The following is a 23,016-nucleotide window of genomic DNA, read 5'->3' as shown; positions in this document are numbered from 1 at the left end:
TTCGGTTGTCCCACCAGGAGGCGCAGGTCACCGACTGGGCCGCGGCCATCAGCGGCTGGCTCGCGCAGGTCGCCGACCGAGGCCAGACCAACCCCGCGTTCGGCGGTGCTGCCCACAACCCGGCGTTCAGCGGCCAGAACGGCCACAACCCGGCGTTCGGCGGCCAGCACGGCTACGGCGGACAGCCCGGGTACGGCGGACAGCCCGGGTACGGCGGCCGCGGCTACGACCACGACGACCAGCACGGTCAGCGGCGCGGACCGGGCATGGGCGGCATGCTCGCCGCCGGTGCGGCCGGCGCCGCGGGCGGTGTGCTCGGTGGAATGGCGATCAGCAGCATGGCCGACGAGTTCTTCGGCGACGACGAAGGCTGACCGGACTCGCACCGAGACCTGCGTGACAGGCGTCACTCCCCCTCGGGCGCCTGTCACGCACCTTTCAGGCTGAGGAAGCAGACCACTTCCAACCATGGGATAAATGTCCACAGAGGACTTGCTCCTCCAGAGCGACCTGCGAACTTGCCGAGGAACGGATGCTCAGCCCAGTGGACTTGTCGCTGATCAACGGGCCGATCCCCGTCACCGCAACCGTTGCCGGCGTGCTCGCGCTGGTCGCTCTGGCAGTCCGGACGAACCGGACGTGGTGGACCCGGACCGTGCCGGTCGTCGTGCTGACCTGCGCGGCTGTGACAGCCGGGCTGAAGTTCCTGGTCGACCACGCGTGGAAGCCGTGGCCCGAGCCGCTTCCCGCGATCCTGACGCTGTGGGTGGGCGCGACGCTGCTCGCGGTCTGCCTGGCGGTCGCGCGGCTGCGGGCCGGGCGGTGGTACTGGCGGCTGCTGAGCGTCGTGCTGGTGCTGGTCGTGATGACCAGCGCAGTCACGGCGACGAACGCGCACTTCGGTTTCTACCCCACCTCACGCGCGGTGCTCGAGCTGCTCACGAACAACCGGGTGGATCTCGACGAGGCCGCCAAGCCGGCGTCGAGCGTGCTCGAGGTACCCGCGGGCGGCAAGCTCGCCGATGTCTGGCAGAAGCCCGCGGACCTGCCGGAGAAGGGCACGGTCTCGGAGGCGCCGATACCCGGTGCGTTCAACGCGCGTCCGGCGTGGATCTACCTGCCGCCCGCGTACGCCGCCACGCCCCGCCCGCGACTGCCCGTGGTGGTGTTGCTTCCAGGGCAACCGGGTTCGCCGCGTGACTGGTTCGACGCGGGCCGGCTCACCGACCGGCTGGACGCGTTCGCGCGTGAGCACAACGGACTGGCGCCGATCGTGGTCGTGGCCGACCAGCTCGGCGCACGGATGGCGAACCCGCTGTGCCTGGACTCGAAGCTGGGGCAGTCGGAGACCTACCTGGCTCGTGAGGTGCCCGCGTGGATCAAGCGGCGGCTGACGGTCGACGAGCGCCGCGAGGCCTGGACCATCGCGGGTTTGTCCCAGGGTGGCACGTGCGCGATTCAGCTCGCGGTGCGCGCGCCGGACGTGTACGGGAACTTCATCAACCTCACCGGGCAGCGCGAGCCGACGCTGAGCTCCCGGGCCGAGACGGTCAAAGCCGCGTTCGGCGGGGACGAGGCGGCGTTCGTGCGCGTCAACCCGATGGACGTCCTTGCCCGCGAACGATTTCCGCAGACCGCGGGCGTGATCGTCGCAGGGCGTGACGACGTGACCTACCGCCAGGCGGACGCCGAGGTGTTCGAGGCCTGTCGCAAGGCCGGTATGGACGTGCTGTGGAAAGAACTTCCGGGCGGGCACGACTGGAACGTGTGGCGGCCCGGCCTCTACGACTCCTTGCCGTGGCTCGCCTCGCGAACAGGGCTGAGCCGATGACCGAAGTCACCACCCGGAAACGAGAGACATGAGCACGCAACTGGACCGGATCACCAGGCTGGTCGGCAGGCTGTTCCGGACCGCTCCCCTGACGAGCGTCTTCGTCATCGCGTTCTGGACCGTCGGCGCACTGACCGGTGCGCTGGGTGGCCCGAACGAGGAACTGCTCGGGCGGATCGGCTTCGGCACCGGCAGTCCGTTGTGGACGGCGCTCTCCTCAGCGCTGTGGGCCATGGATCTCACGGGTTACGTGGCAACCACGGTGCTGCTGCTCGTCTTCGGCACCATGGCCGAACGCGAACTCGGCGCTCTGCGCACCGCGACGATCTTCCTCGCCTCCCACGTGATCGGCGTGTTCCTGGGCCTGGGTGTCGTGTTGCTCGGCAGCAACCTCGGCTGGTCCTGGCTGGAGTCGCTCACCGGCGCGGTCGCGGCCGGGCCGTCGATCGGCGCGGCGGGACTCGCGCTGGCGCTGACGTTCCGCATGCCGGTGTTGTGGCGGCGGCGCGTCCGGCTCATGACCGCCCTGGCGCTGGTCGTACTCGTGTTGTACTCGGGCTGGCTGGAGGACCTGCTGCGGCTGACCGGTGGCGTGGCCGGACTGCTGATCGGGCTGTTCTTCCTCCGCCGGGACGTTGCCCGCACGCCGGGAACCCTGGCGGAGAAGCGGGTTCTCATCGGCCTGCTGGTGGCGGCATCCGCGCTCGGACCGGTGGTGGCGATGATGTCGCCGTTCCCGAACGGCCCGCTGGCGTGGTTCTCCGACGTGGTGGCGGTCGCCCAGCCGGCGCGGGACGACGTGGACCTCGCGTGCGCCTCCGACGCGGCCGAGCAGTGCCGCACGATGCTGATCCAGCTGTCCTACGGACGGTTCCCCGCGCTGGTGATGTCACTGCTGCCTGCGTTGCTGCTGCTGGTGCTCGCCGAAGGGCTGCGGCGCGGGCGGCGGTTCGCCTGGTGGTCGGCGCTGGGCGTCACCACGGCGTACGCGGCGGTCACCGGCTGGTACGTCGCCGAAGCCGCGCGGTTCCCGGACAACGGTGACCTGGAAGTCGGTTTCTCCTACGGCCTGCCGATCCTGGCACCGCTCGCCATCACCCTCGTGCTGCTGTTGACCCGCAAGTACTTCACCGTGCGGCTACCCCGGCACGCGATCCGGAAGTTCTGGCGGTTCACGCTGGGCAGCATCGGCCTGCTGTCCGCGCTGTACGTGTTCGGCGGCTACCTCGTGCGCGACCAGTTCACACCGCAACCCGGTTTTCTCCAGCTGCTGGCCGACCTGCCGACCCGGTTCCTGCCGCCGGGCTACCTCGGCCTGGTACCGCTGCACTTCCAGGCCCACGGATTCGCCGGCACGCTGCTGTACGAGTACACCGGCGTGGTGTTCTGGCTGATCGTGCTGGCAGGTCTGCTGATGGCCTCGTGGCGCGCATGGCCGTCCTCATCGGAGCAGGAAGCGGCCCAGGCCCGCGAACTGATGCTGCGGCACGGCGGTTCGTCGTTGGCGTACATGACCACGTGGCGCGGCAACCAGTACTGGTTCACCCCGGACGGCGAGACGGTGATCGCGTACCGGGTGGTGGCCACGATCGCGCTGACCGTCGGCGACCCGATCGGACCCGGCCGCATCGACGCCGTGCGCGGATTCGCCGAGTTCTGCCAGGAGAACGGCTGGACTCCATGTCTGTACAGCATCAGTGCCGAGACACGGGACGAGGTTGCCCCGCTCGGCTGGCCGGCGGTGCAGGTCGCCGAGGACACCGTGATCGAGCTCGACACGCTGGCCTTCACCGGCAAGAAGTGGCAGGACGTCCGCACCGCCCTGAACAAGGCCGCCAAGGAAGGCATCACCGCCGAGTGGTGCACCTACGCCGACGCACCTCCCGCGATCACCGACCAGATCCGGTCGATCTCCTCGGAATGGGTGGCGGACAAGGGTTTGCCCGAGATGGGCTTCACCCTCGGCGGCCTCGAGGAGCTCACCGGAGACGGCGTGCGGTGCCTGCTCGCGATCGACACCGACCGCACCGTGCACGGCATCACGAGCTGGCTGCCGGTCTACTCCGACGGTGAGGTCGTCGGCTACACGCTCGACTTCATGCGCCGCCGTGCCAACGGTTTCCGCGGCACGATGGAGTTCCTGATCGCCTCGGCCGCACTGGAGCTGAAGAACGAGGGTGCCCGGTTCCTGAGCCTGTCCGGCGCACCGCTCGCCCGGCTGGACCGGGGTGAACGTCCCCGCCTGCTGCAGCGGGTGCTGGACCTCACCGGACAGGTGATGGAACCGGTCTACGGGTTCCGTTCGCTGTTCGCGTTCAAGGCGAAGTTCCAGCCCGTGTACCGGCCGATGTACATGGCCTACCCGGACGCCGCCGCGCTGCCCCGCATCGCGAACGCGGTCAGCCGCGCCTACCTGCCCCACGTCACCCCACGACAGGGCTTCCGCCTCGCGGCCAGGGTGATCGTCCGCTCCTGAACGGCCCGGCGCGCAGCACGACTCGTCGGAGCTCGTTCAGTTGCCTGCCAGGAAAGCTCCTGCTACTTTCCAACTAGGAAAGTACTTTCGGGGAGGGCATCATGGCAGACGGCTTACGACCTGACGACGCCGCTCGAGCGCTTGCCGAGATCGAGCAGCGCCGGGGACAAGTGATCGAACTGGCGATCATCCCCTGGTGGTTCTGGTGGGCCATCGCCGGACTGCAGGTCGGCCTGGTGGTGGCGATCGAGTCGCGTCAGCCGCTCGCGATCGGCATCGGTACCGGCGGTTTCGTACTCGGTGTCCTGGCCGCCACCGGCTGGGTGATGGCCGGTGCTCTGCGGAGGGCGCAGCCGCGCAACAACCTGCTCGGCCCGGTGGGCGTCCTGGCGATCCTCGGCTTCGTGGCGGCAGTCCTGGCGGTCTCTCTGCCGACCGCGTTCACGCTGGACGCCAACGGAATCGCCCATGCGGCGCTCTGGGGCGTGCTGCTGGGCGGCGTTGTCATGGTCGTCGGCGGGCCGTTGCTGATGCGGTTCCTGCGGCGAATCATGCTGGCCGGCCGCTCGGGCGGCGTCCGATGACCAAGCCGCGGTTCGACGAGCTCATCCACGCGCCGACCCGGTTGTCCATCGTGGCGCTGCTCGCGGCCACCGAGTGGTCGGAGTTCAAGTTCATCCGCGACAGCGTCGGGCTGTCGGACTCGGCGCTGTCCAAGCAGTTGACCACCCTGGAAGAAGCCGGATACGTCGAGATCCGCAAGGGTTTCGTCGGCAAACGGCCGCGTACCTCGGCACGGCTCAGCAGCGTCGGGCGTGCCGCGTTCGACCAGCACGTCGCCGCGCTGCAGGAGATCGTGGCCCGCGCCGGCGCCTCGGTTCTGCCCCGTTGACGAACCGGATCGCGACTTCGGTCAACAGGAAGCATGACCATGTCAAAACCCTCGGCCGAACCTGCTCGGCGGGGCGAGCCGCCGCCTGAGATCTCGGACGAGGACCTGCTCGCGGAGTCCCTGGTCACGCCAGAACGGTTCGCGACGATCTTCGACCGGTACGCCCCGGTCGTACACGGGTACCTGTCCCGGCGGGTCGGCGTGCTGGCGGACGACCTGGCGAGCGAGACCTTCCTGCTCGCGTTCCGCGGCCGAACCGGCTACGCCCCCGACCGCGGGCCGGTGCGAGCGTGGCTGTTCGGCATCGCCACCAACCTCGTGCGCCGGCACGCCCGCGACGAGGAGCGGCGGTACCGGGCGTTCGGCCGCGCGGCAGGACACCTCGAGACCACCACCGAGCTCGGCGAGGTGGCCGGCCGCGTCGACGCCCACGCGCTGCGCGGCGAGTTGGCCGAGGCACTCGCCGCGTTGTCCGGAGAGGACCGGGACGTGCTGCTGCTGTGGACGTATCCGCAGCTGTCCTACGCCGAGATCTCCGTCGCGCTCGACATCCCGGTCGGCACCGTCCGATCCCGGCTGCACCGCGCTCGCAGCAAGGTTCGCGACCGCCTCAGCGACCGCTGGCTGACCACCGAGGAGACAGCATGAACGAGTTCACCATGATCCGGGAGCACGGCCCGGCGCCGACTCCGCTGTCCGACGAGGTGCTGGCCAAGGCCCGCGCCGACCTGCTGGCCGAGATCCACGCCACCACACGCACCAAGACCGGCCGGCCGAGCCGCCTTCGTCGCCGCACGACGATCATCGCCGCCGCGGCTGCCGCGGTCGCCGTCGTCGCAGGGGTCATCGCGAACGAAGGCACCCGCACGCCGAAGTCACCGTCCCCCACCCACGAGGCTCCTGTGCTGATCAAGTTCCACATGCCGACCCTGCCGCCGGAACTGAACCCGGTTCCGAGCGGTGTGACCGAGCCGGGCTTCACCGCGGAACCCGGATGGCTCGCCGCGGTCTACCGCGACGCCGAGAACAAACCTGGCGAACAGATGAGCACGATCTACGTCGTCGCCTCCTCGAGCCAGCCGGGCGGCGACGGTGCCCAGACGACCTATGCCGGCAAGCCGGCCGTAGTCGAGAAGATCGACCAGAAGGAACCCGCGTATCGCGCGGTGACCCTCAGCTGGGAACGGTCGCCCGGCCAGTGGATCAAACTCACCGGTTCCGGCCGCTTCGCCGACGAGCACACCGTCCGCTCGCTGGCCGGCACCCTGGTCGACACGGACAAGCGGTTGAGCCTGGACATCAGCGTCGCCCCGGCCGGCTGGGAGCTCCACGCCTTCAAGGACGCCGCCCAGGACGGTGCCGGAGCGGTCACCTCACTGCGGGATCCGCGCAACCCGGACCGCACCATCCACGTGAGCACCATGCTCGGACTCGTCCCGAACTACGGGCGGGCCGTCGAAGGCGGCCCCCGGGACGCCATCCCCGTGTCCGTCAACGGCCGGCAGGGCGACCTCGTCCAGATCCCCGGGAAGCGGTGGATGCTGCAGGCTCCCCTGCCCGACGGCCGGGCCTTCCAGCTCCAGGTCCCTGCCGACTTCACCCAGCGGCAGGTGATCGAACTGGCCGAAGGCGTCAGCTGACCCCAGAGCTTGATCATCAACCGATCGGTTGATGTGTGCGGTGTGCCAGGCTGTCACTGTCAGGATCATGAAACGACTTCTGGGGGCGATGGTCGCCGTTGGCGCGCTGGTGCTGGGTGCCGCGCCTGCCGTGGCTGGTGCCAACGCTGCGGTGCGTACCGACGACGGCCTGGTGCGGGGCACCACGAATGCGAATGTCCGTTCCTACGAAGGAATCCCCTACGCGGCACCGCCGGTCGGCGGCCTCCGGTGGCACTCACCCGTGCCACCGGTGCCGTGGTCCGGGGTGCTGGACGCGACCCGGCCGGGCAGTCGATGCCCTCAGGCCGCTGTCGGCGGCCGGCCGGCCAGCGTGACCGAAGACTGCCTTTTCCTCGACGTCACCACACCTCTTGCGGCCAGGAAGGCACCGGTGCTGGTGTGGCTGCACGGCGGCGGGCTCATGAACGGCGCGGGCAGCGACTACCTGCCGAGCCGGATGGTCAAGCGAGGCGGTCTGGTCGTGGTGACCGTCAACTACCGGCTGGGGAACTTCGGTTTCCTCGGTTTTCCCGGGCTCGCGAACGGTGGCGCGTTCGGCATCGAGGACCAACAGGCGGCACTGCGCTGGGTGCGGCGCAACATCGCGGCGTTCGGCGGTGACCCGAACAACGTCACCCTCGCCGGGGAGTCCGCCGGGGCGCACTCGGTGTGCGCACAGCTCGCGTCACCGGGCGCGGCCGGGTTGTTCCAGCGGGCGATCGCGCAGAGCACGGCCTGTGTGCCCAACTCCTTCGCAGGCAAGGACTTCCGGCCGTTGCTGGACGTGCCGCTGTTCGTCCCGCACGAGTGGCACCAGGGGCATGGCCAGAGCATCGCCACCCAGCTGGGGTGCGCGACACTCGACTGCTTGCGCGGAAAGCCCGTCCCTGACCTGCTCGCCGCGCCGGCGTTTCCCTTGCCCGCCTTCGGGAACACGGTGCTGCCGGAGGACCCCGCGGTGGCGGTGCCGGCCGGGCGGTTCAACCACGTGCCGCTGCTGACCGGCACCACTCGCGACGAGGGCACGTTCTTCGCGCCGCTGCTGTTCCCCGGTCTCGGTCCCGACGGCTACGCGGCCGCGTTGACGAAGCACTTCGGGTCGCACGCGGCGGCGGTCGCACAGCGGTACCCGCTCGAAGCGCACGGCGGTTCCGCGGTGCAGGCGATGGGCGCGATCATGACCGACCTCGACTGGACGTGGCCACAACGTGCGGCGGATCGCCAGTTCGCCACCAAGATCCCGGTGTACGCCTACGAGTTCCTCGACCGCACGGCACCGGCGATTCCCGAGTTCCCGTCCGGTGTCGAGCCGCTCGCCGCACACGGCTCCGAGCTGCGGTACCTGTTCGACCTGCGCGCCGACGACGTGCAGCTGACCACCGCACAGCGCCGCCTCGGCGACCGCATGATCGACTACTGGGTCCGCTTCGCGACCACGGGCGACCCCAACCGGCCCGGTCTGCCGGCGTGGCCCCGCGTCGACCCGGCTGACACCACGCCGTACGTGCAGGGCCTCGACCTCGGTCGAATCGGCCGGTTCGACCGGGAGAGCAACCACAACCTGGCTTTCTGGGACGAAGAGGCCGGTCAACGCACCACGGCTGGTGATCACGGTGAAGCAGGACGTGTCAGCAGCCCGAGTGCACTCACCAGCAGAGCGGCAAGGGCGTCGCGGTGAGCAGGCGTGTCCCGCCATCGCACGCTGCGTCCGGCCTCGACCACCACGCCGAACCCGGCGTGCACCAGCGCTCGCGCCTGGCGTGAGTCGAGTTCGGGACGTACCAGCCGCAGTTGCTGCTCCCACACGGCGATGTGCTCGCGCTGCGCGACGACCAGGGGCCGCCGCACGTCGGGCGGCAGGCCGGCGACCTCGGCCTGGGCGACGCTGGTGAGTGCGGTGTGCTCGAAGCTGTAGGCCACGTAGGTGGCCGCCAGCACGGTCACGGCGTCGTGCGGATCGGTGACGCCGCGGAGGTTCTGTTCCACCGCCTGCGTGAGCAGTCCGGCTGCCTGCAGGCAGGCGGCCGCCAGGATGTCGGCCTTGCCGGGGAAGTAGCGGTAGAGCGCGGACGGAACCAGGCCCACGGCCTCGGCGATCATGCCGTTCGTGACGCTGGCGAAACCGTCCCGCTCGAACAGGGGAATGGCGGCCGCGAGGATCTCGGCGCGACGAGTGCGGGGCACGGGCTGTGCGGGGAGTTCGACGCGGCGGGCGTTTCCGGCGGCGGCCGCGGGGTCGGCGGCTGCCACGCGCAGGGCGGACGCCAGCAGCAGTTCTTCGGCCCTGCGTGGTGAGATCGAGGTGTGGTGCATCGTGATGGACCCGATCACGCCGAGGGCCGCCGCGGCTCGCAGGTGCTCGTCGGGCAGCGGGTGCTCACGCCTCAGCACCTCGGTCACCCTGCCGACTACGTGGCCGAACTTCGTCCGGAGCACCTTGCGGTCCTGGCGGTTGAGGTAGCGGGCCTCCCACCGGTACACGCCGCCCGAAGCGCGATGGGCGACGGTGACCCGGGTGAGGGCCGCGAGCACGTCCGCCAGGGCCGCTTCGCCGGCCACCTCGCCGAGTGCCGCGACCAGCCGATCGACCATCACGTTCGCACACTCGGCGAACAGCGCGTACTTGTTCGGGAAGTGCCGGTACAGGGCCGCCGCGGTGATGCCCACGCTGGCGGCGATCTCCTCCATCGACGCCGCGTGGTAACCGTGCTCGCTGAAGGCACGACCGGCCGCGTCCACGATGAGTTGCCTGCGGTTGCGCGGCCGGACGGCCGCAGCCGGCTCGGCGGTCACCACGGCACCCGGACGTACGTACGCGAAACCAAGCCCATGTGCGCCAGTGAACCACGGAACGAACCCTGCGTCCCCCGACCTGCCGCTGTGTGATTCCTGATTTACATAATCCTTCTCAACCAGCCGCTCGGCAGGCATACTGACCCCCGCGAGCAACGCCGATCCGGCAGCGGAGAGGAGCGGTCACATGCCGACCGCCGCGGTTCCAGCCTGGTCTTTCCGGCACCATTGGATGGCACACGCCGCCACGCACGCGATGATGCGACCGGACAAGCCGGCACTGCGGTACCTCGGGCAGACCACGACCTGGGCGCAGTTGTCGCAGCGGTCGTTGCGACTGGCCGCCGCGCTCGCCGCCCGAGGAGTGGCGCGGGGTGACCGCGTCGCGATGCTCACCCTGAACCACCCGTGGTTCGTGGAAAGCGTGTTCGCGGCCAACAGCTTGGGGGCCATGGCCGTCCCGCTCAGCTTCCGGCTCGCACCGCTGGAGCTCGACCACGTCCTGACCGACTGCACGCCGTCGGCCATCGTCGTCGACGCGCGACTGCTGCCGCTGTTCGAGTCCGTGCCGTGCGCCGCGTCGATCGGCACGGTGATCGTCATCGGAGAACCGGACAGCGCCGGAGCGCACGCCGCGTACGAGGAGTTGTTGTCCGCACATGAGCCGATGGAGCTGCCCGACGTCGCCGAGGAGTCAACGGCACTGATCATGTACACCTCGGGCACCACCGGCCGACCGAAGGGAGTGCTGCTGTCCCACCGCAACCTGCAGCTGCAAGCGCTCACCTGCATCAGGGCGATGGAGATGTTCGACGACTCCGACGTCGGCTTCCTGACCGCGCCCTTCTTCCACATCGCTGGTCTGGGTTCGATGGTGGCGAACATCCTGGTCGGCGGCACGGTCGTGATCCACCCGCTGGGCGCCTTCGATCCCCGCGCGGTGCTCGACGCCTACGAACGCGAGGGTGCCACCGTGGTGTTCAACGTTCCGCAGCAGTGGGACCTGATCTGTGCCCAGCCGGACATCGGCGAGCGCGATCTGAAGCTGCGGATCATCAGCTGGGGTGCCGCCCCCGCGAGCCGGGCGACGCTGCTCGCCATGGCCGAGAAGTTCCCCGGTGCCCTGAACGTGGCCGTGTTCGGCCAGACCGAGACCTCACCGATCACCTGCGTGCTGCGTGGCGAGGACTCGTCGCGCAAGCTCGGATCCGTGGGCCGGCCGATCCCCACGATCCAGTACCGCATCGTCGACGACGCCATGAACGACGTCGCCACGGGCGAGGTGGGCGAGATCGTCTATCGCGGGCCCACCGTGACGCAGGGGTACTGGAACAAGCCGAAGGAGACCGCGGAGGCGTTCGCGGGAGGCTGGTTCCACTCCGGTGATCTGGTCAGGCAGGACGACGAGGGCTTCGTCTGGGTGGTCGACCGCAAGAAGGACATGATCATCAGCGGCGGTGAGAACATCTACTGCGCCGAACTGGAGAACGTCATCGCGGAGCACCCTTCGGTGCTGGAGGTCGCGGTGATCGGCAGGGCGGACGACCGCTGGGGCCAGGTGCCGGTCGCGTTCGTCACCGTCGCGCCCGGCAGCGAGGTGTCCCTGTCGGAGCTGACCGAGTTCCTCGCCGGACGGCTCGCCTCGTTCAAGATGCCCAGGGATCTCGTGGTGGTCGCCGGACTCCCCCGCAACGCGGGCGGGAAGGTGACCAAGGATTTACTTCGCACCATGGACGAGGAGCGCAGGGCGTCATAGCCCGAGATCGCGGCCGACGATCTCTTTCATGATCTCCGTGGTGCCGCCGTAGATCGTGGTGATGCGCGAGTCGAGGTAGTCGTGGGCGATGCGGTACTCGAGCATGTAGCCGTAACCGCCGTGCAGTTGAAGGCAACGCCCGACGATGTCGACGTACTGCTCGGTGGTCCAGAACTTCGCCGCCGCCGCGTCCGCGGCGCTGAGCTCGCCGCGGGAGTGCCTGGCGAGCAGGTCGTCGACGTGGCTCCGGCTCACTCGTACGGCGGTGACCATCGAGGCCAGTTCGAAGCGCGTGTTCTGGAAGGATCCGATCGGCCGGCCGAACGCCTTGCGTTGCTTGACGTAGTCGAGGGTGCGTTCCAGCACGCCCTCGGCCGAGGCCACGGCATTGGCGGCGATCGAGATCCGTTCCTGGGGCAGGTTGCGCATCAGGCCGAGGAAGCCGGATCCCTCCTCGCCGAGCAGGTTGGCGACGGGAACCCGGACGTCGGAGAAGAAGAGCTCGCTGGTGTCCTGGGCGTGCAGCCCGATCTTCTCGAGGTTGCGGCCACGGGAGAAGCCGGCGCGATCGGCCTCGACGACCAGCAGGCTGAGCCCCTGGTGGCGGTCGGGGCCGGTGCGGACGGCGGTCACCACGAGGTCGGCGTTCTGCCCGTTGGAGATGAAGACCTTGCTGCCGTTGACCACGTAGTGGTCCCCGTCGCGAACGGCGGTGGTGCTGATCCCGGCCAGGTCGCTCCCGGTTCCCGGTTCGGTCATCGCGATCGCGACGATGAGCTTTCCCGCGGCGATACCGGGCAACCAGCGGGCCTTCTGCTCGGCGTTGGCCAGGCCGGTGAAGTAGGGCACGACGATGTCGTTGGACAGCGCGACCCCGGCGAGCCCGTCCGACACCGGGTTGCGGCAGAACTCCTCCCCGATCACCGCGTTGAAGCGGTAGTCGGTGATGCCGGCACCGCCGTACTCCTCGGGAATGCCGAAACCGAGGAGTCCCGCCTTGGCCGCCTCCTCGAACAGCGCGCGGTCGACCTTGCCCTCCGCCCGCCACCGCTCGGCGTGGGGTGCGGCGTGCTTGTCGACGAAGGCGCGGACCGTGTCGCGCAGCAGCTCGTGGTCGTCCTCGTAGAGCGATCGTTGTGGGGAGATCACGCTGCTCATCCCGATCCTCACTCGCGTTCCAGGCCGAAGTAGAAGTGGCGGCCGTCCGCGAGCACGACGTCCGGTTTGCCGTTCATGATGCCCATCAGCGTGTTGTCGTCCACGCGCTTGAAGTGGTCGAGGACCGGCATGCCGTCGTACACCATCGTGGCGGTGACCTCACCGCGGAACTCGACGTTCCACAGGCTGGCTTCGCCCTTGCCCGCGTTGGTGTCGGAGTAGAGGCTGCCGTCGTCGGCCCGGCAGACCAGCGGTGTGGCGTCGTTCGGCGCGGCGAACCGCTTGCCGTGCCAACGGCTTCTCGCCAGCACCCGTTCGACGGGGTGTCCGGTCGGGAAGGCGAAGCCGCGCCAGGAGCCGACGAGCGCCGACGCCACGACGACCTCGAGATCCGCCCACAGGGCGTCGAGGTCGACCGGGTCGATGGGGCCCGGCGCCGCGCGAAGTGCCTTCCACCGTGCCATCGTGTCGTCGCTCATCGGATCCCCAGGCGCCGCAGCAGGGCCAGCTGCCGGTTGGTGCGGTGGACGAAGCTCTGCGCGGACGACTTCGGCGACGGGCCGAGAGGCATGAGGCGCTGCACGGCGATCGTCTGGCTCTCGGTGTACTTGCGGATCCCCTCGGCCCCGTGGCGCCTGCCGAGCCCGCTGTCGCCCATACCGCCCATCCCGGCCTCGACGCTGCCGGCGGCGGCCGCCGCGCCATCGTTGACGTTGATCGAGCCGGCGCGGATCCGCGACGCCATCCGGCTGGCCATGCGGGTGTCACGCGACCAGATCGATGCCGACAGGCCGTAGGTCCCCTGGTTGGCCAGCGAAACAGGATCGCTGTCGGCTGCGTAGGGGTACAAGGAGATCACTGGGCCGAACGTCTCCTCCCCGAAAACGGCCATGTCCGGGGTGACGCCTTCGAGGATCGTCGGCTCGTAGCACAACGGGCCGACGTCCGGACGAGCGCGGCCGCCCACGAGCACGGTCGCCCCTTTGCCCACCGCGTCGTCGACGTGTGCCTCGACGGCCGCGAGCTGAGCCGCGGAGATCAGTGACCCGATGTCGGCCGAGTAGTCGTAGGTCTGCCCCAACCGCAGTGCGCTGGTCGCCCGCACCAGCTCGTCGCGGAACGCGTCGTAGACCCCCTCGTGCACGTAGACGCGTTCGACGTGGATGCACATCTGTCCGGTGTTGGCGAAAGCGGCCACCACGGTGCCGGCCGCCGCGGCGGCGACGTCGGCGTCCTCGCGCACGATGAGCGGGTTCTTGCCGCCGAGTTCGAGGGACGCGCCGATGAGCCGCCGCGCGGCACGCTCGGCCACCGTGCGGCCGGTGGCGGTCGATCCGGTGAAGCAGACGAAGTCGACGGAGTCGACCAGAGCGGTCCCCACCACGTCCCCCGGACCTGTCACGATCTGCCACAGGTCGTCCGGCAGGCCCGCCTCCGCCATCAGGGCACGGGTCCACAACAGGGTCAGCGGTGTCCGGGAGTCAGCCTTCGAGACGACCGCGTTGCCGGCGAGCAGTGCGGGCAACACGTCGCCGGCGCCGAGGTAGAGCGGATAGTTCCAGGGAGAGATGACGCCGACGACGCCCTTCGGCACTCTCACCTCCCTGACTCTCGTCAGGCCCGGCACCATTCCGCGCACCCGGCGAGGTCCGAGGTAATGCCGTGCCCGGCGCGCGTAGTGGCGAGCGATCGTCGCGACCTGAGCCACCTCCTGCCAGGCGTGGTACCGCGCCTTGCCGGTCTCCCACTGGATCAGGTCGAGCACCTGCCCCTGCCGCGCCAACAGCAGGTCGTGGAAGGCGAGCACGATCTCGCCACGGCCCGCGACCGATGTTCGCGCCCACTCCCGCTGGGCCTGCCCGGCGCTCACGACAGCGGACGCGACGTCTTCGTCGGCACACGCCGGAACCGCCGGAGTCGGTGCCAGGTCGTAAGGCGCGACAGCGGTCACCGGATCCGGGTTCCCGTGCCGCGTCACCTCTCGACGCACCCACGCGCACCACTGTTCGACCAGCTCTTCGGTCACCCAGGCGGGGCGAGAACTCGCGACCGAGGCTGCTGGGATCCGGGTCTGCTCCGCGGCCATCGAGACTCCTCTGGAGTAGCGGACCGATTCAGGTCGGCGATCGGCTTGCCGCTGGACGGCGGCCTGGTGCAGCCTGACTATGTTAACGAGAAATCTCATGCAGGATCAAGGAGGACCCAGCACCGGACTGCTGCTCGATACCCAAAAAATCGGCAAACATGCCTACCATGGAAGCCAGGTAAGTAAATGAGCAATCTCAACAGGAGGAACGTCCTCACACTCGGCGTCGCGCTGGGTCTGGCGAGCGTGGCCGGCGCCGCTCCGGCAGGGGCGGCCCCGGTGGGCGACGGCTTGGCGAGCAGCGACCCGTGGTGGGTGTGGGACGACGAGGTGGACCGTCTGCTCGCGAGCCTTCTCGACAACGGCCAGGTTCCGGCGGTCAACACCGCGATGCGGTCGTGGGTGAACAACAACGACCCACTGCCCAGCGGCCTGCCGGCCGGGCTCGCCGCCTACCTGCAGAAGGTCAACCGGCTGCCTTCCTTCGCCGACCGCGCCAAGCTGCGCCTCGCCGCCGACTTCAACCGGCGCAAGGACACCTACCTGTTCCTGCTGTACGGCCTCGGTAGCGGCATCATGAGCACCGTCATCCCACGTGAGGCCAAGTCGGTCTACTGGTCCGCAGGCGGCGCCGACATGAAGGACCGCGCGGCCAAGACCTTCACCTTCGGCTACGACATGAGCGAGCTGAACGCTTTCGAACCCACGGGCCAATTCGTGGTGACAGCCAACAAGACTCGCCTGGTGCACGCGGCGGTGCGACACCTGCTCCCCCAGTCGCCGCAGTGGCAGGCGGTCAACGACGAGCAGATCCCGATCAGCAACGGCGACATCCTGGTCACCTTCCACAGCCTCGGCACCTTCGTGCACAGGAAGCTGCGCGAATGGCGCGTTCCGATGTCGGCCGCGGAAGAGGACGCGTTCCTGCACATGTGGCAGGTCGCCATCCATCTGCTGGGTGTGCGGGACGAGTTCATCCCCAAGACCTGGGCCGCCGCGTACGCCCAGTCGGCACAGGTGCTGACGCCGATCCTCGCCCCGACCCGCGAGGGCCGGGAGCTGGCCGAGGACCTTCTCGGGCTGACCGCGCAGATCGACCTGGGCGTCACTCGCGGATTCCTCAACGAGTTCGTCCGCTACGTGCTCAGCGACGCGATCGGCGACTGGCTGGGACTGCGCCGCGACTACGCGGCGGCGGCGATGATCCGCACCGGGTGGCCGGCCTACATCGCTTTCCGCGAAGGACTGCTGCCCGTCATGCCCGTCGGGTTCTACCTGTTCGACCAGTTCATCCGCGCGCTGGCAATGTTGTTCCTCAACAAAGGAACTTCACCGAAGGCCACCCTCATCACGATCCCCACCGCGAACCGTCCCGAAGCCTGAACCCAACTCGGCAGCACTGTCCACTTGAGCCACTTGACTTCGACGGGGCGTCACTTGACGAACTGCTGAGCGAACCATCCGCAGCAGACAGTGCCACCAGTTGGCCGCAGTTTCCCTTGTCTCGCAACTATTCCTGTTTGCCCCTGCGGCACAGCGGAAATCCGGGCCTCGCAGCGGATCATCATCCGCGGCGTTCCGTCCAGTAGCGAGCAGAGAGGTACATCTGTTGCCAGCCAACAAGTCCTTCACGCATCTCGCCCTCGCAGGCGCCATGGCCGCGTTGACCGGAACACTGGTCGCACACCCACCGGCATCGGCGGCTGAGACCGCCGCCGCACCCTGTGTGCAGAAGGTGGCCGTGGTGAACAACGCGGGGTTCGTGCTGTCGTTCCGCGTCACGACCCGCTCCGGAGGGCTCTCACCCGAGACCGACAACTACCCGATCAACCAGTGGCGGGTCGTCGACCTCACCGCGACCGAACTGGCAGAAGGCTCCGACGTGCGCCCCCTCGTGCAGGCCGTCGGCGGAACCAGCCAGACCGGCAACACATTCGTCTCGTACTGCCGCAACGGTCAGACGGCAACCTACACCGCTAGCGGCGCCACCCTGAACTACACCGTCGTTCTCATCAACTGACGACTCGCGTGAAAGCACAGCCAGGCAAGTCCGCCTGACGTACCTCAAGAGGTCCGTGGGAGACGAGTGAAACGAGCTCGTCTCCCACGGCCCGACACCGCCGAAAGTCCACAGTGGACTGCAAAGCCGCGCCCGGCCCGATCCCCATCCGTCAGGCGGGCGGCGCCAGCACGACCGCGGAGTTGTGGCCACCCATGCCGAGTGACGACTTGATCGTGAGACCGGCGCCGAGCGGTGTGAGCCCGTCCAGCAGTCGCGGGTGCCCTGAGGCGACCACCGGTGGCGCCGGGATCACCCCGCTGTCGTACGCCATCGCGGTCACCGCGACTTCGATCGACGACGCCGCGCCCTGGCAGTGTCCCGTCAGCGGCTTCACCGAGTAGATCTCGGTTTCCGGCGCGAACAGCTGCTCCAGCACGGCCGCCTCGGCGGCGTCGCACTGCGCGGTGCCGGGACCGTGCGCGTTGAGGTAACGCACGTCAGCCGCGCTCACCGACGCGTTCCCCAGCGCGTCGCTGAAGCACGCGGTGATCTGGTCGAGCCGTGGATCGATCGACGTCACGTGGTAAGCGTCGTGCGACATCGCACCACCGAGCGTGAACGCGTACGGACGTGTCGCACGGCGCGAAAGGACGAACGCCACTGACGCCTCGCCCATCACGAAACCCCTGCTGCCCTGCTGGAACGGACGGCACGCGTCGAGCGGCTCGGCGTCCACGATCGCCACCCCGAGCCGGACGAAGTGAGACACGTTCTCCGGCGTGAGCGAAAGATCCGTCGCGACGAACACGACGTCGTCGACGATCCCGGCGTCCAGCCATGCTTTCGCGGTGATCAGGCCGGCGTTGCCCGACGCGCACATCGCCGAGACGTTCACAGCCGGGCCGTGGAAACCGTATTCCTGCATCAACATCGACATGGGCGTGGACGGCATCAACGCCAGGTAGTCGCGCACCGGTAGCTCGCCACCGCGCGTGACGTAGAAGTCGCGCCACAGGTCCACCTCGCCCAGCACGACCGCGTGCAACAGGCCGACTCGCCGGCCGGGACTCCAGCCTCGCGCACCCGCGTCCTCGATGGCCTCTCTCGCGGCGGCGCGCATCGCCTGCGCGAACCTGCTCGGCCCGTCGGCCGGATCACCGCCCTCGCCGACCCGCGCCGCCCAGACCGTGTCGCCGGGAAATCGGCCCAGCTCAGGGACGACGGCAGCGGCGGGCTTCCCGCTCAGCAGTCCCTCCCAGAGCGACCGACGGCTCCACCCGTACGCGCTGACCACGCCGATTCCGCAGATACCCACACCTCGCGCGACCATATCCAGCTCCCCCACACCGAGGGCCGACACCTCACTTCCAGGGTAACCGCGCCGACGACCTCGCACGAAGGAATTCATTCGTCCACAATGGACATTGTGAGCGAACCCTGACAGTCCGGCGGAGCAGACGACCGGATATAACGGTTCACCGTGTTTACGCCAGACGGATGCGGCTCTGGTCAAGCGTGTAGTAGGACTTCACGATGGTCACGCCACCGCGCATCCGGGAAGACGTCGGATCTGGGAGCCAAGACGTGAGCGGCCTGATCGGTGATGCCGGGTTCGACCAGGAGCTGCTGGTCGAGCTCGCGCTCTCGGTCGGCACCGCCGTCGTGTGGTGGCTGGACCTCGGCGCGGAGCAGTTCGGGTGGATGCCGGGCCTCGACGTGGTGATCGGCGTTCCCGGCGCTGACACCCGGACCGTGCGCGCAAGACTGGCCGAGCTGGTCGCACCGCTCACCTTGGCCGCGAAGACGGCGCCGGCGTGGCAGGACTTCGAGCTGGAGCAGCCCCTCGAGTCCAAGGCCGGCCCGCGCTGGCTCCACTTCCGCGCCCGTGTCTCCACCCACGGTTCCGCACGGGCCCTGGTCGGCGTCGTCGCCGACGTGACCCGGCGCCACGCCCAGCAACGGGAACTGGCGGATCTCGCCGACCGCTACCGGCTCCTGGTGGACCTCTCCCCCGACGCGATCGTGGTGCACGAGGCAGGCCGGCTCGTGTACGCGAACCCGGCGGCGATCCGGTTCGTGCGGGCGCGGTCCGACGCCGACCTCCTCGGGCGGCCGATCACCGACTTCGTCCACCCGGACTCACAGCCGGAAATGCTGCGGCGGATCGCCAAGCTGGCCGAGCCGGGCGCGACGAGCGATCCGGCGGACGCCGTGCTGGTCCGGTTCGACGGCGGCACCACCGACATCGAGTCGGTCTCGGTGCGCACGACCTGGGAGGGCCGCCCGGCGTTCCAGGTGATCATGCGGGACGTCACCGAGCAGAAGGCGGCCGCGGCCGCGATGCGCTACCAGGCCGCGCTTGCCGAGCACGTCAGCGACGCGCTCATCGCGACCACGTCCGAGGGCGTCGTGACGAGCTGGAACCCCGGCGCGGAGAAGGTCTACGGCCTGCGCGCGGCCGACGCGATCGGGCAGTCCATCGGCCAGGTGATCGGTGCGCCGCTGGACCCGGCGGCGGTGCTGGAAGGCGGAGGTGTGGTCCACGCGGTGCACCGCAGATCCGACGGCGACACGCTGGCGGTGCGGGCCTCGGTCGCCCGGATGGACGGCGGGTACGTGCTGATCTGCGCGGACGAGACCGCCCGCAGGCGCGCCGAGCAGCACTTCACGGCAGTGGTCGCTGCCATCGGGGAGGGTGTGCTCGTCGTCGGCAGCACGGGACTCGTCGAGTCCGTGAACCCAGCGGCCGAGCGAATCCTCGGCATCCGCGCGCCGGAGGTGATCGGCAAAGCGGCGTCGTTGACCGAACTGCACGACGAGGCCGGCCAGCCGATCCCGCCCGAGCACTTCCCGTCGGCCATCACCCGGACGACCGGCACAGCGCAGCACGGGCGGATCCTCCGCGCGCGACGCCCGGACGGCACCCACGTCTGGCTGTCGCTGAGCGCCCGGGCACTCGCCCAGGACGGACGTCTGCCGTCGGCGACAGTCGTGTCGTTCACCGACATCACCGAACGCCGCATGATCGACAGCAGGCTGGAGCACGATGCGACGCACGACGCGTTGACCGGCCTGTGCAACCGCGCGGTGACCATCGACCGGCTCAGTCCAGCCGCGCGGGCACACCGGTCCGGGCTGACCGCTGCGTTGTTCATCGACCTCGACAAGTTCAAGGTCATCAACGACTCCCTCGGCCACAGCACCGGTGACGAGGTGCTGCGGATCGTCGGCACGCGGCTGAGCCGAAGCTCTCGCCGCGGCGACGTCGTGGGCAGGCTCGGCGGTGACGAGTTCGCCGTCATCGCTTTCGGCGTGACCGGCCCGGACGAGGCGACCGCTCTCGCGAACCACATCCGCGCCGAGCTCAACCGGCCGATCTCGGTGGAGGGACGGCAGCTGCACGTCGACGCGAGCGTGGGCATCGTGATCGCGGAACCCGGCGACCCCCGCGACGGCTCCGACCTGCTCCGCGACGCCGACCTCGCCATGTACCAGGCGAAAACCACGGGCCGGGGCCGCGTCGCGTTCTTCGACGTCGAACTGCGCGAAAGCATCCAGCGCCGCCTGCAGCTGGAGCAGGACCTGCGCATGGCACCGCTGGGTGACGAGCTGTGGCTCGCCTACCAGCCGATCATCGATCTCCGCACGGACCGGCGCACGGCCGTCGAAGGCCTGCTGCGCTGGACGCACCCGTGCTACGGCCTCATCTCCCCCTGCGAGTTCATCCCGCTCGCCGAGGAAAGCGACCTGATCGACATCATCGGCGCCCACATGTTGCACATCGCCACCCGCGAGATCGCCGCGGGAGCGCCGGAACTCGAGCTGTCCGTGAACCTCTCCGCTCGCCAGCTGGACGACCCGTGGCTCATGTCCACGATCCGGCACGCCACCCACAAGGCAGGGCTGGACCCCAGCTCGCTGTGCCTCGAGATCACCGAAAGCGCCCTGACACGCGACCCGGCGCAGGCCGCCCGCACCCTGGCGGCGTTGCGCGACCTGGGCGTGCGGCTCGCGATCGACGACTTCGGCACCGGCTACTCCTCCCTCGCCCAGCTGCTCACCCTGCCGCTGGACACGCTCAAGATCGACCGCTCCTTCACGGCGGGGCTGGGCCGTTCGGACGAGGCGGAAGCGATCGTCACGAGCATCATCGCCATGGCCCACGCCGTCGACCTGACCGTGATCGCCGAGGGCGTGGAGCAGGTGGAACAGCTGGAGATCCTGCGGACGCTCGGGTGCGACCAGGCACAGGGATTCCACCTGGGGAGGCCGGCGCGGCTGGTCGAGCTGTGAAGTCCCACCGCCTGCGTCCGGAGAGAAGAGCCGCCGGTCGCCCGGCGGCTCTCTCGTTGACCTAGTAGACCCACACGCCGTAGTTGTACATCGCCTCGACGACGGGCTGGAAGAACGTCTGGCCGCCGGTCCTGCAGTCGCCGCTGCCGCCAGAAGTGAGGCCCAGCGCGGTGTTGCCCGCGAACAACGAGCCACCGCTGTCACCAGGCTCGGCGCAGACCGTCGTCGCGATCATGCCGTACACCGAACCTTCCTCGTAGTTCACCGTCACGTTCAGGCCGGTGACCACACCGCCATGCCTGCCGGTGGTGCTACCGCTGCGTTCCACACCTTGCCCCACATACGGATCGGCCGCGGCGTTGATGTCCCGCACGGTCCCGTCGTACATGTACACGCCGCCCGGCCGGTCCCAGCCGTCGGCGTAGCGGATGATCCCGTAGTCGTTGCCGGGGAACGAACTTCCGGTGCGCCAGCCGAGAAACCGGCCACCCGGTCCGGTCCAGTCCGGCCCGGTGTTGGTGCAGTGCCCGGCCGTGAGCGCGTACGCGGTGCCGTCGGCCGACGCCACGTTGAACCCGAGCGAACAACGCCACGGACCGTTGTAGATGGGATTGCCACCCGCGATGAACGGCCGCATGACGCCGGGCACCGCCTCGAGCCGCGCCTTGTCCCCGAGCGCGGCGACGGCCGCTCGCAACCGGTCGAGCTTCGCGCCCGTCACGGTGCTGTCGGCGGTGACGCGCACCTGGTTGGTGACCGGGTCCACACCCCACGCCGTGCCGGGGACGGTGGCCGAGCGGCGCAACTCGTCGGTCGCGGCTCGCAGAACGGCACCGCTGTGCTTGACGATCTTGGCCGTGCCGCCGGCGGCGCGTACCCGCTGCGCTTCTGCTTTCGTGGTCACGTTCACCACCATCGCCCCGGTGCTCTGGTCCAAATAGGACCCGGCGTCCGACGGCGCCGCTTGCGCGGCCGGTGCCGCCAGCGCGGCGCCGACGACCACTCCCACCACGATCGCGCGTTTGATCTTCACAACTGCCTCCCCGATGCAGGGGACACACCGAGGCCGGCGTGTCCAGGGATGGCCTGGCTCGGCAGGGAACCGATGCAGGGATCTCCGATCGTTGTGCGCGCTCTCACGGCGTGTCAATGACACGTTTCAATTCACGTATGAACCTGGCCTGTCCTGTCAATTGAGGACAGCACCGTGTCAGAAATTGAACGTTTCAATACTGACGCGACCAGCAGTCGTCAGGCCCGGAACCATCGAGGTTCCGGGCCTGCGACCAGGTTTTCCGGTTACGGGCAACGCTTCCAGGAGAAGTGGTAGACCGTCTTGGCGTAGCCGTCGAGCGAGTCCATCGCCATGAAGCTCGTCTTCTTCCGATCCGACGTGCCCACGTTGACCCGCAGCTCGGTGTTGATGTTGAGGTTCCTGTTCACGCCGCAGGGCGGGTAGATGATCGGCGAGCCCACGTCCGTGGCCTGCCACTCGTCATCCATCGGGCCCTGCCAGTTGTGGCTGCGGGAGCCCGTGTCCGTCATGCCCTGGAAGTAGTAGTTGGACTTCAGGGTGCTGGTGGCACCGCGTTCGAGGTGGAGGTAGCCGGCGTAGTCGACCTCGGCTATGCCGTAGACGAAGCCCTCCGGCGCGTTCACCCTGATGCTCAGCTGGCAGTTCTTCCGGAAGTCCGTCGGCGCGGCACCGGGGCCGACCTTGGCCGCATAGCTGCTGAAGACCACGTGGAAGGCGGAGTTGTCCGGCGACACCGTCACCGAGGTCGTGCCTTTCGGGCAGCCGCTTCCGTTGATCATGTCGATGGTGACCGCACCGGGTGGCGGGATGTCGGCCTGTGGGAGGACGGCGGTGGACATCGCCATGGCCGCGGCGACAATCGCGTGGATCATTGGACACCTTCCGGCTCGTACGCTGGGCAGCGGCGGAGTAGAAGTACCCAACCCGATGACGGCGGCTTGGTGGGTTTCCTGCCGCCTTGCGATTACCTGACGATCGGCCGAGCCGGTGTCGTCGTCAAAGCCGCGCCGGCCACCGCCAACGCCCGCCAGA

At 69.0% G+C, this 23,016-nt stretch carries 18 protein-coding genes and 1 pseudogene; 12 read left to right on the top strand and 7 right to left on the bottom strand.

The features are described 5' to 3' along the window. From DI276_RS52030 to DI276_RS15645, 8 genes and pseudogenes are all read left to right on the top strand, one after another. Positions 1 to 374 (top strand): annotated as a pseudogene (locus DI276_RS52030) (sporulation protein); the annotation flags it as partial. A gap of 170 nt (positions 375 to 544) precedes the next feature. Next, the gene (locus DI276_RS15675) at positions 545 to 1,831 is read left to right on the top strand and encodes an alpha/beta hydrolase (RefSeq protein WP_198680656.1); all 1,287 of its coding nucleotides are present in this window, start codon (positions 545 to 547) and stop codon (positions 1,829 to 1,831) included. Positions 1,832 to 1,859: 28 nt separating this feature from the next. Beyond that, the gene (locus tag DI276_RS15670; RefSeq protein ID WP_112264066.1) at positions 1,860 to 4,307 is read left to right on the top strand and encodes a rhomboid family intramembrane serine protease; all 2,448 of its coding nucleotides are present in this window, start codon (positions 1,860 to 1,862) and stop codon (positions 4,305 to 4,307) included. A gap of 101 nt (positions 4,308 to 4,408) precedes the next feature. Further along, entirely contained in the window at positions 4,409 to 4,891 is a 483-nt protein-coding gene (locus tag DI276_RS15665) for a hypothetical protein (RefSeq protein ID WP_157984730.1), read from the top strand. Next, complete coding sequence (locus tag DI276_RS15660; RefSeq protein ID WP_112264064.1) at positions 4,888 to 5,199, top strand: winged helix-turn-helix domain-containing protein; 312 nt, start codon at positions 4,888 to 4,890, stop codon at positions 5,197 to 5,199. The genes DI276_RS15665 and DI276_RS15660 overlap by 4 nt, the downstream gene beginning before the upstream one ends. A 39-nt stretch (positions 5,200 to 5,238) precedes the next feature. Next, a complete protein-coding gene (locus tag DI276_RS15655; RefSeq protein ID WP_198680655.1) occupies positions 5,239 to 5,847 on the top strand; it encodes an RNA polymerase sigma factor in 609 nt (202 codons plus the stop codon). Further along, on the top strand, positions 5,844 to 6,839 hold the full coding sequence (locus DI276_RS15650) for a hypothetical protein (protein WP_112264062.1): 996 nt from the start codon (positions 5,844 to 5,846) through the stop codon (positions 6,837 to 6,839). Before DI276_RS15655 ends, DI276_RS15650 begins: the two co-directional genes overlap by 4 nt. Before the next feature lie 67 nt (positions 6,840 to 6,906). Beyond that, a complete protein-coding gene (locus DI276_RS15645) occupies positions 6,907 to 8,538 on the top strand; it encodes a carboxylesterase/lipase family protein (RefSeq protein ID WP_157984729.1) in 1,632 nt (543 codons plus the stop codon). On the opposite strand, the gene DI276_RS15640 is transcribed toward DI276_RS15645, so the two are convergent. Further along, positions 8,469 to 9,653: a TetR/AcrR family transcriptional regulator gene (locus DI276_RS15640; RefSeq protein WP_112264260.1), complete on the bottom strand. Its 1,185-nt coding sequence runs from the start codon at positions 9,651 to 9,653 to the stop codon at positions 8,469 to 8,471. The two genes, DI276_RS15645 and DI276_RS15640, sit on opposite strands and share 70 nt — an antisense overlap. A gap of 232 nt (positions 9,654 to 9,885) precedes the next feature. Here DI276_RS15640 and DI276_RS15635 point away from each other — a divergent pair, with 232 nt between their 5' ends. Then, positions 9,886 to 11,409 carry a long-chain-fatty-acid--CoA ligase gene (locus tag DI276_RS15635; protein WP_332874646.1) on the top strand — a complete coding sequence of 508 codons (1,524 nt, stop codon included), beginning with the start codon at positions 9,886 to 9,888 and terminating at the stop codon, positions 11,407 to 11,409. On the opposite strand, the gene DI276_RS15630 is transcribed toward DI276_RS15635, so the two are convergent. The 3 genes from DI276_RS15630 to DI276_RS15620 are packed head-to-tail and all read right to left on the bottom strand — an operon-like array spanning position 11,404 to position 14,653. Next, positions 11,404 to 12,567 (bottom strand): acyl-CoA dehydrogenase family protein, encoded by a 1,164-nt coding sequence (locus tag DI276_RS15630; protein ID WP_112264059.1) that lies wholly within the window; start codon positions 12,565 to 12,567, stop codon positions 11,404 to 11,406. The two genes, DI276_RS15635 and DI276_RS15630, sit on opposite strands and share 6 nt — an antisense overlap. An 8-nt stretch (positions 12,568 to 12,575) precedes the next feature. Further along, positions 12,576 to 13,046, bottom strand: coding sequence for a DUF4334 domain-containing protein (locus DI276_RS15625; protein WP_112264058.1), 471 nt, complete (start codon positions 13,044 to 13,046; stop codon positions 12,576 to 12,578). After that, positions 13,043 to 14,653 carry a succinic semialdehyde dehydrogenase gene (locus tag DI276_RS15620; protein ID WP_112264057.1) on the bottom strand — a complete coding sequence of 537 codons (1,611 nt, stop codon included), beginning with the start codon at positions 14,651 to 14,653 and terminating at the stop codon, positions 13,043 to 13,045. The genes DI276_RS15625 and DI276_RS15620 overlap by 4 nt, the downstream gene beginning before the upstream one ends. A 186-nt stretch (positions 14,654 to 14,839) precedes the next feature. On the opposite strand from DI276_RS15620, the gene DI276_RS15615 reads away from it, so the two are divergent. Both DI276_RS15615 and DI276_RS15610 read left to right on the top strand, forming a co-directional pair. Continuing rightward, positions 14,840 to 16,036, top strand: coding sequence for an oxygenase MpaB family protein (locus tag DI276_RS15615; protein WP_112264056.1), 1,197 nt, complete (start codon positions 14,840 to 14,842; stop codon positions 16,034 to 16,036). Between the two features lie 226 nt (positions 16,037 to 16,262). Further along, positions 16,263 to 16,673: a hypothetical protein gene (locus DI276_RS15610; protein WP_198680654.1), complete on the top strand. Its 411-nt coding sequence runs from the start codon at positions 16,263 to 16,265 to the stop codon at positions 16,671 to 16,673. Between the two features lie 151 nt (positions 16,674 to 16,824). On the opposite strand, the gene DI276_RS15605 is transcribed toward DI276_RS15610, so the two are convergent. Further along, entirely contained in the window at positions 16,825 to 17,985 is a 1,161-nt protein-coding gene (locus DI276_RS15605; RefSeq protein ID WP_112264055.1) for a beta-ketoacyl synthase N-terminal-like domain-containing protein, read from the bottom strand. 203 nt (positions 17,986 to 18,188) lie between these two features. Here DI276_RS15605 and DI276_RS15600 point away from each other — a divergent pair, with 203 nt between their 5' ends. Then, the gene (locus DI276_RS15600; protein WP_112264054.1) at positions 18,189 to 20,948 is read left to right on the top strand and encodes a sensor domain-containing protein; all 2,760 of its coding nucleotides are present in this window, start codon (positions 18,189 to 18,191) and stop codon (positions 20,946 to 20,948) included. A gap of 61 nt (positions 20,949 to 21,009) precedes the next feature. Here the strand turns inward: DI276_RS15600 and DI276_RS15595 are convergent, their stop codons facing one another. Together DI276_RS15595 and DI276_RS15590 are read right to left on the bottom strand one after the other, a co-directional pair. Then, positions 21,010 to 21,981 carry a S1 family peptidase gene (locus DI276_RS15595; protein WP_232836676.1) on the bottom strand — a complete coding sequence of 324 codons (972 nt, stop codon included), beginning with the start codon at positions 21,979 to 21,981 and terminating at the stop codon, positions 21,010 to 21,012. Between the two features lie 266 nt (positions 21,982 to 22,247). Continuing rightward, positions 22,248 to 22,856 (bottom strand): DUF4360 domain-containing protein, encoded by a 609-nt coding sequence (locus DI276_RS15590; RefSeq protein ID WP_198680653.1) that lies wholly within the window; start codon positions 22,854 to 22,856, stop codon positions 22,248 to 22,250. Positions 22,857 to 23,016 lie beyond the last annotated feature (160 nt).

Origin of the sequence: Lentzea terrae (assembly GCF_003265345.1) — a bacterium.
GTDB lineage: Bacteria > Actinomycetota > Actinomycetes > Mycobacteriales > Pseudonocardiaceae > Lentzea > Lentzea terrae.
This window is presented reverse-complemented; position numbering and strand designations above follow the sequence as displayed.

Excerpts from the sequence above, each read along its gene's own strand:
- DI276_RS15655 (WP_198680655.1), top strand. The coding sequence starts at position 5,239 with ATGTCAAAACCCTCGGCCGAACCTGCTCGGCGGGGCGAGCCGCCGCCT.
- DI276_RS15605 (WP_112264055.1), bottom strand. The coding sequence starts at position 17,985 with ATGGTCGCGCGAGGTGTGGGTATCTGCGGAATCGGCGTGGTCAGCGCG.
- DI276_RS15645 (WP_157984729.1), top strand. The coding sequence starts at position 6,907 with ATGAAACGACTTCTGGGGGCGATGGTCGCCGTTGGCGCGCTGGTGCTG.
- DI276_RS15670 (WP_112264066.1), top strand. The coding sequence starts at position 1,860 with ATGAGCACGCAACTGGACCGGATCACCAGGCTGGTCGGCAGGCTGTTC.
- DI276_RS15635 (WP_332874646.1), top strand. The coding sequence starts at position 9,886 with ATGGCACACGCCGCCACGCACGCGATGATGCGACCGGACAAGCCGGCA.
- DI276_RS15590 (WP_198680653.1), bottom strand. The coding sequence starts at position 22,856 with ATGATCCACGCGATTGTCGCCGCGGCCATGGCGATGTCCACCGCCGTC.
- DI276_RS15650 (WP_112264062.1), top strand. The coding sequence starts at position 5,844 with ATGAACGAGTTCACCATGATCCGGGAGCACGGCCCGGCGCCGACTCCG.
- DI276_RS15630 (WP_112264059.1), bottom strand. The coding sequence starts at position 12,567 with ATGAGCAGCGTGATCTCCCCACAACGATCGCTCTACGAGGACGACCAC.
- DI276_RS15665 (WP_157984730.1), top strand. The coding sequence starts at position 4,409 with ATGGCAGACGGCTTACGACCTGACGACGCCGCTCGAGCGCTTGCCGAG.
- DI276_RS15625 (WP_112264058.1), bottom strand. The coding sequence starts at position 13,046 with ATGAGCGACGACACGATGGCACGGTGGAAGGCACTTCGCGCGGCGCCG.
- DI276_RS15620 (WP_112264057.1), bottom strand. The coding sequence starts at position 14,653 with ATGGCCGCGGAGCAGACCCGGATCCCAGCAGCCTCGGTCGCGAGTTCT.
- DI276_RS15600 (WP_112264054.1), top strand. The coding sequence starts at position 18,189 with ATGGTCACGCCACCGCGCATCCGGGAAGACGTCGGATCTGGGAGCCAA.
- DI276_RS15615 (WP_112264056.1), top strand. The coding sequence starts at position 14,840 with ATGAGCAATCTCAACAGGAGGAACGTCCTCACACTCGGCGTCGCGCTG.
- DI276_RS15660 (WP_112264064.1), top strand. The coding sequence starts at position 4,888 with ATGACCAAGCCGCGGTTCGACGAGCTCATCCACGCGCCGACCCGGTTG.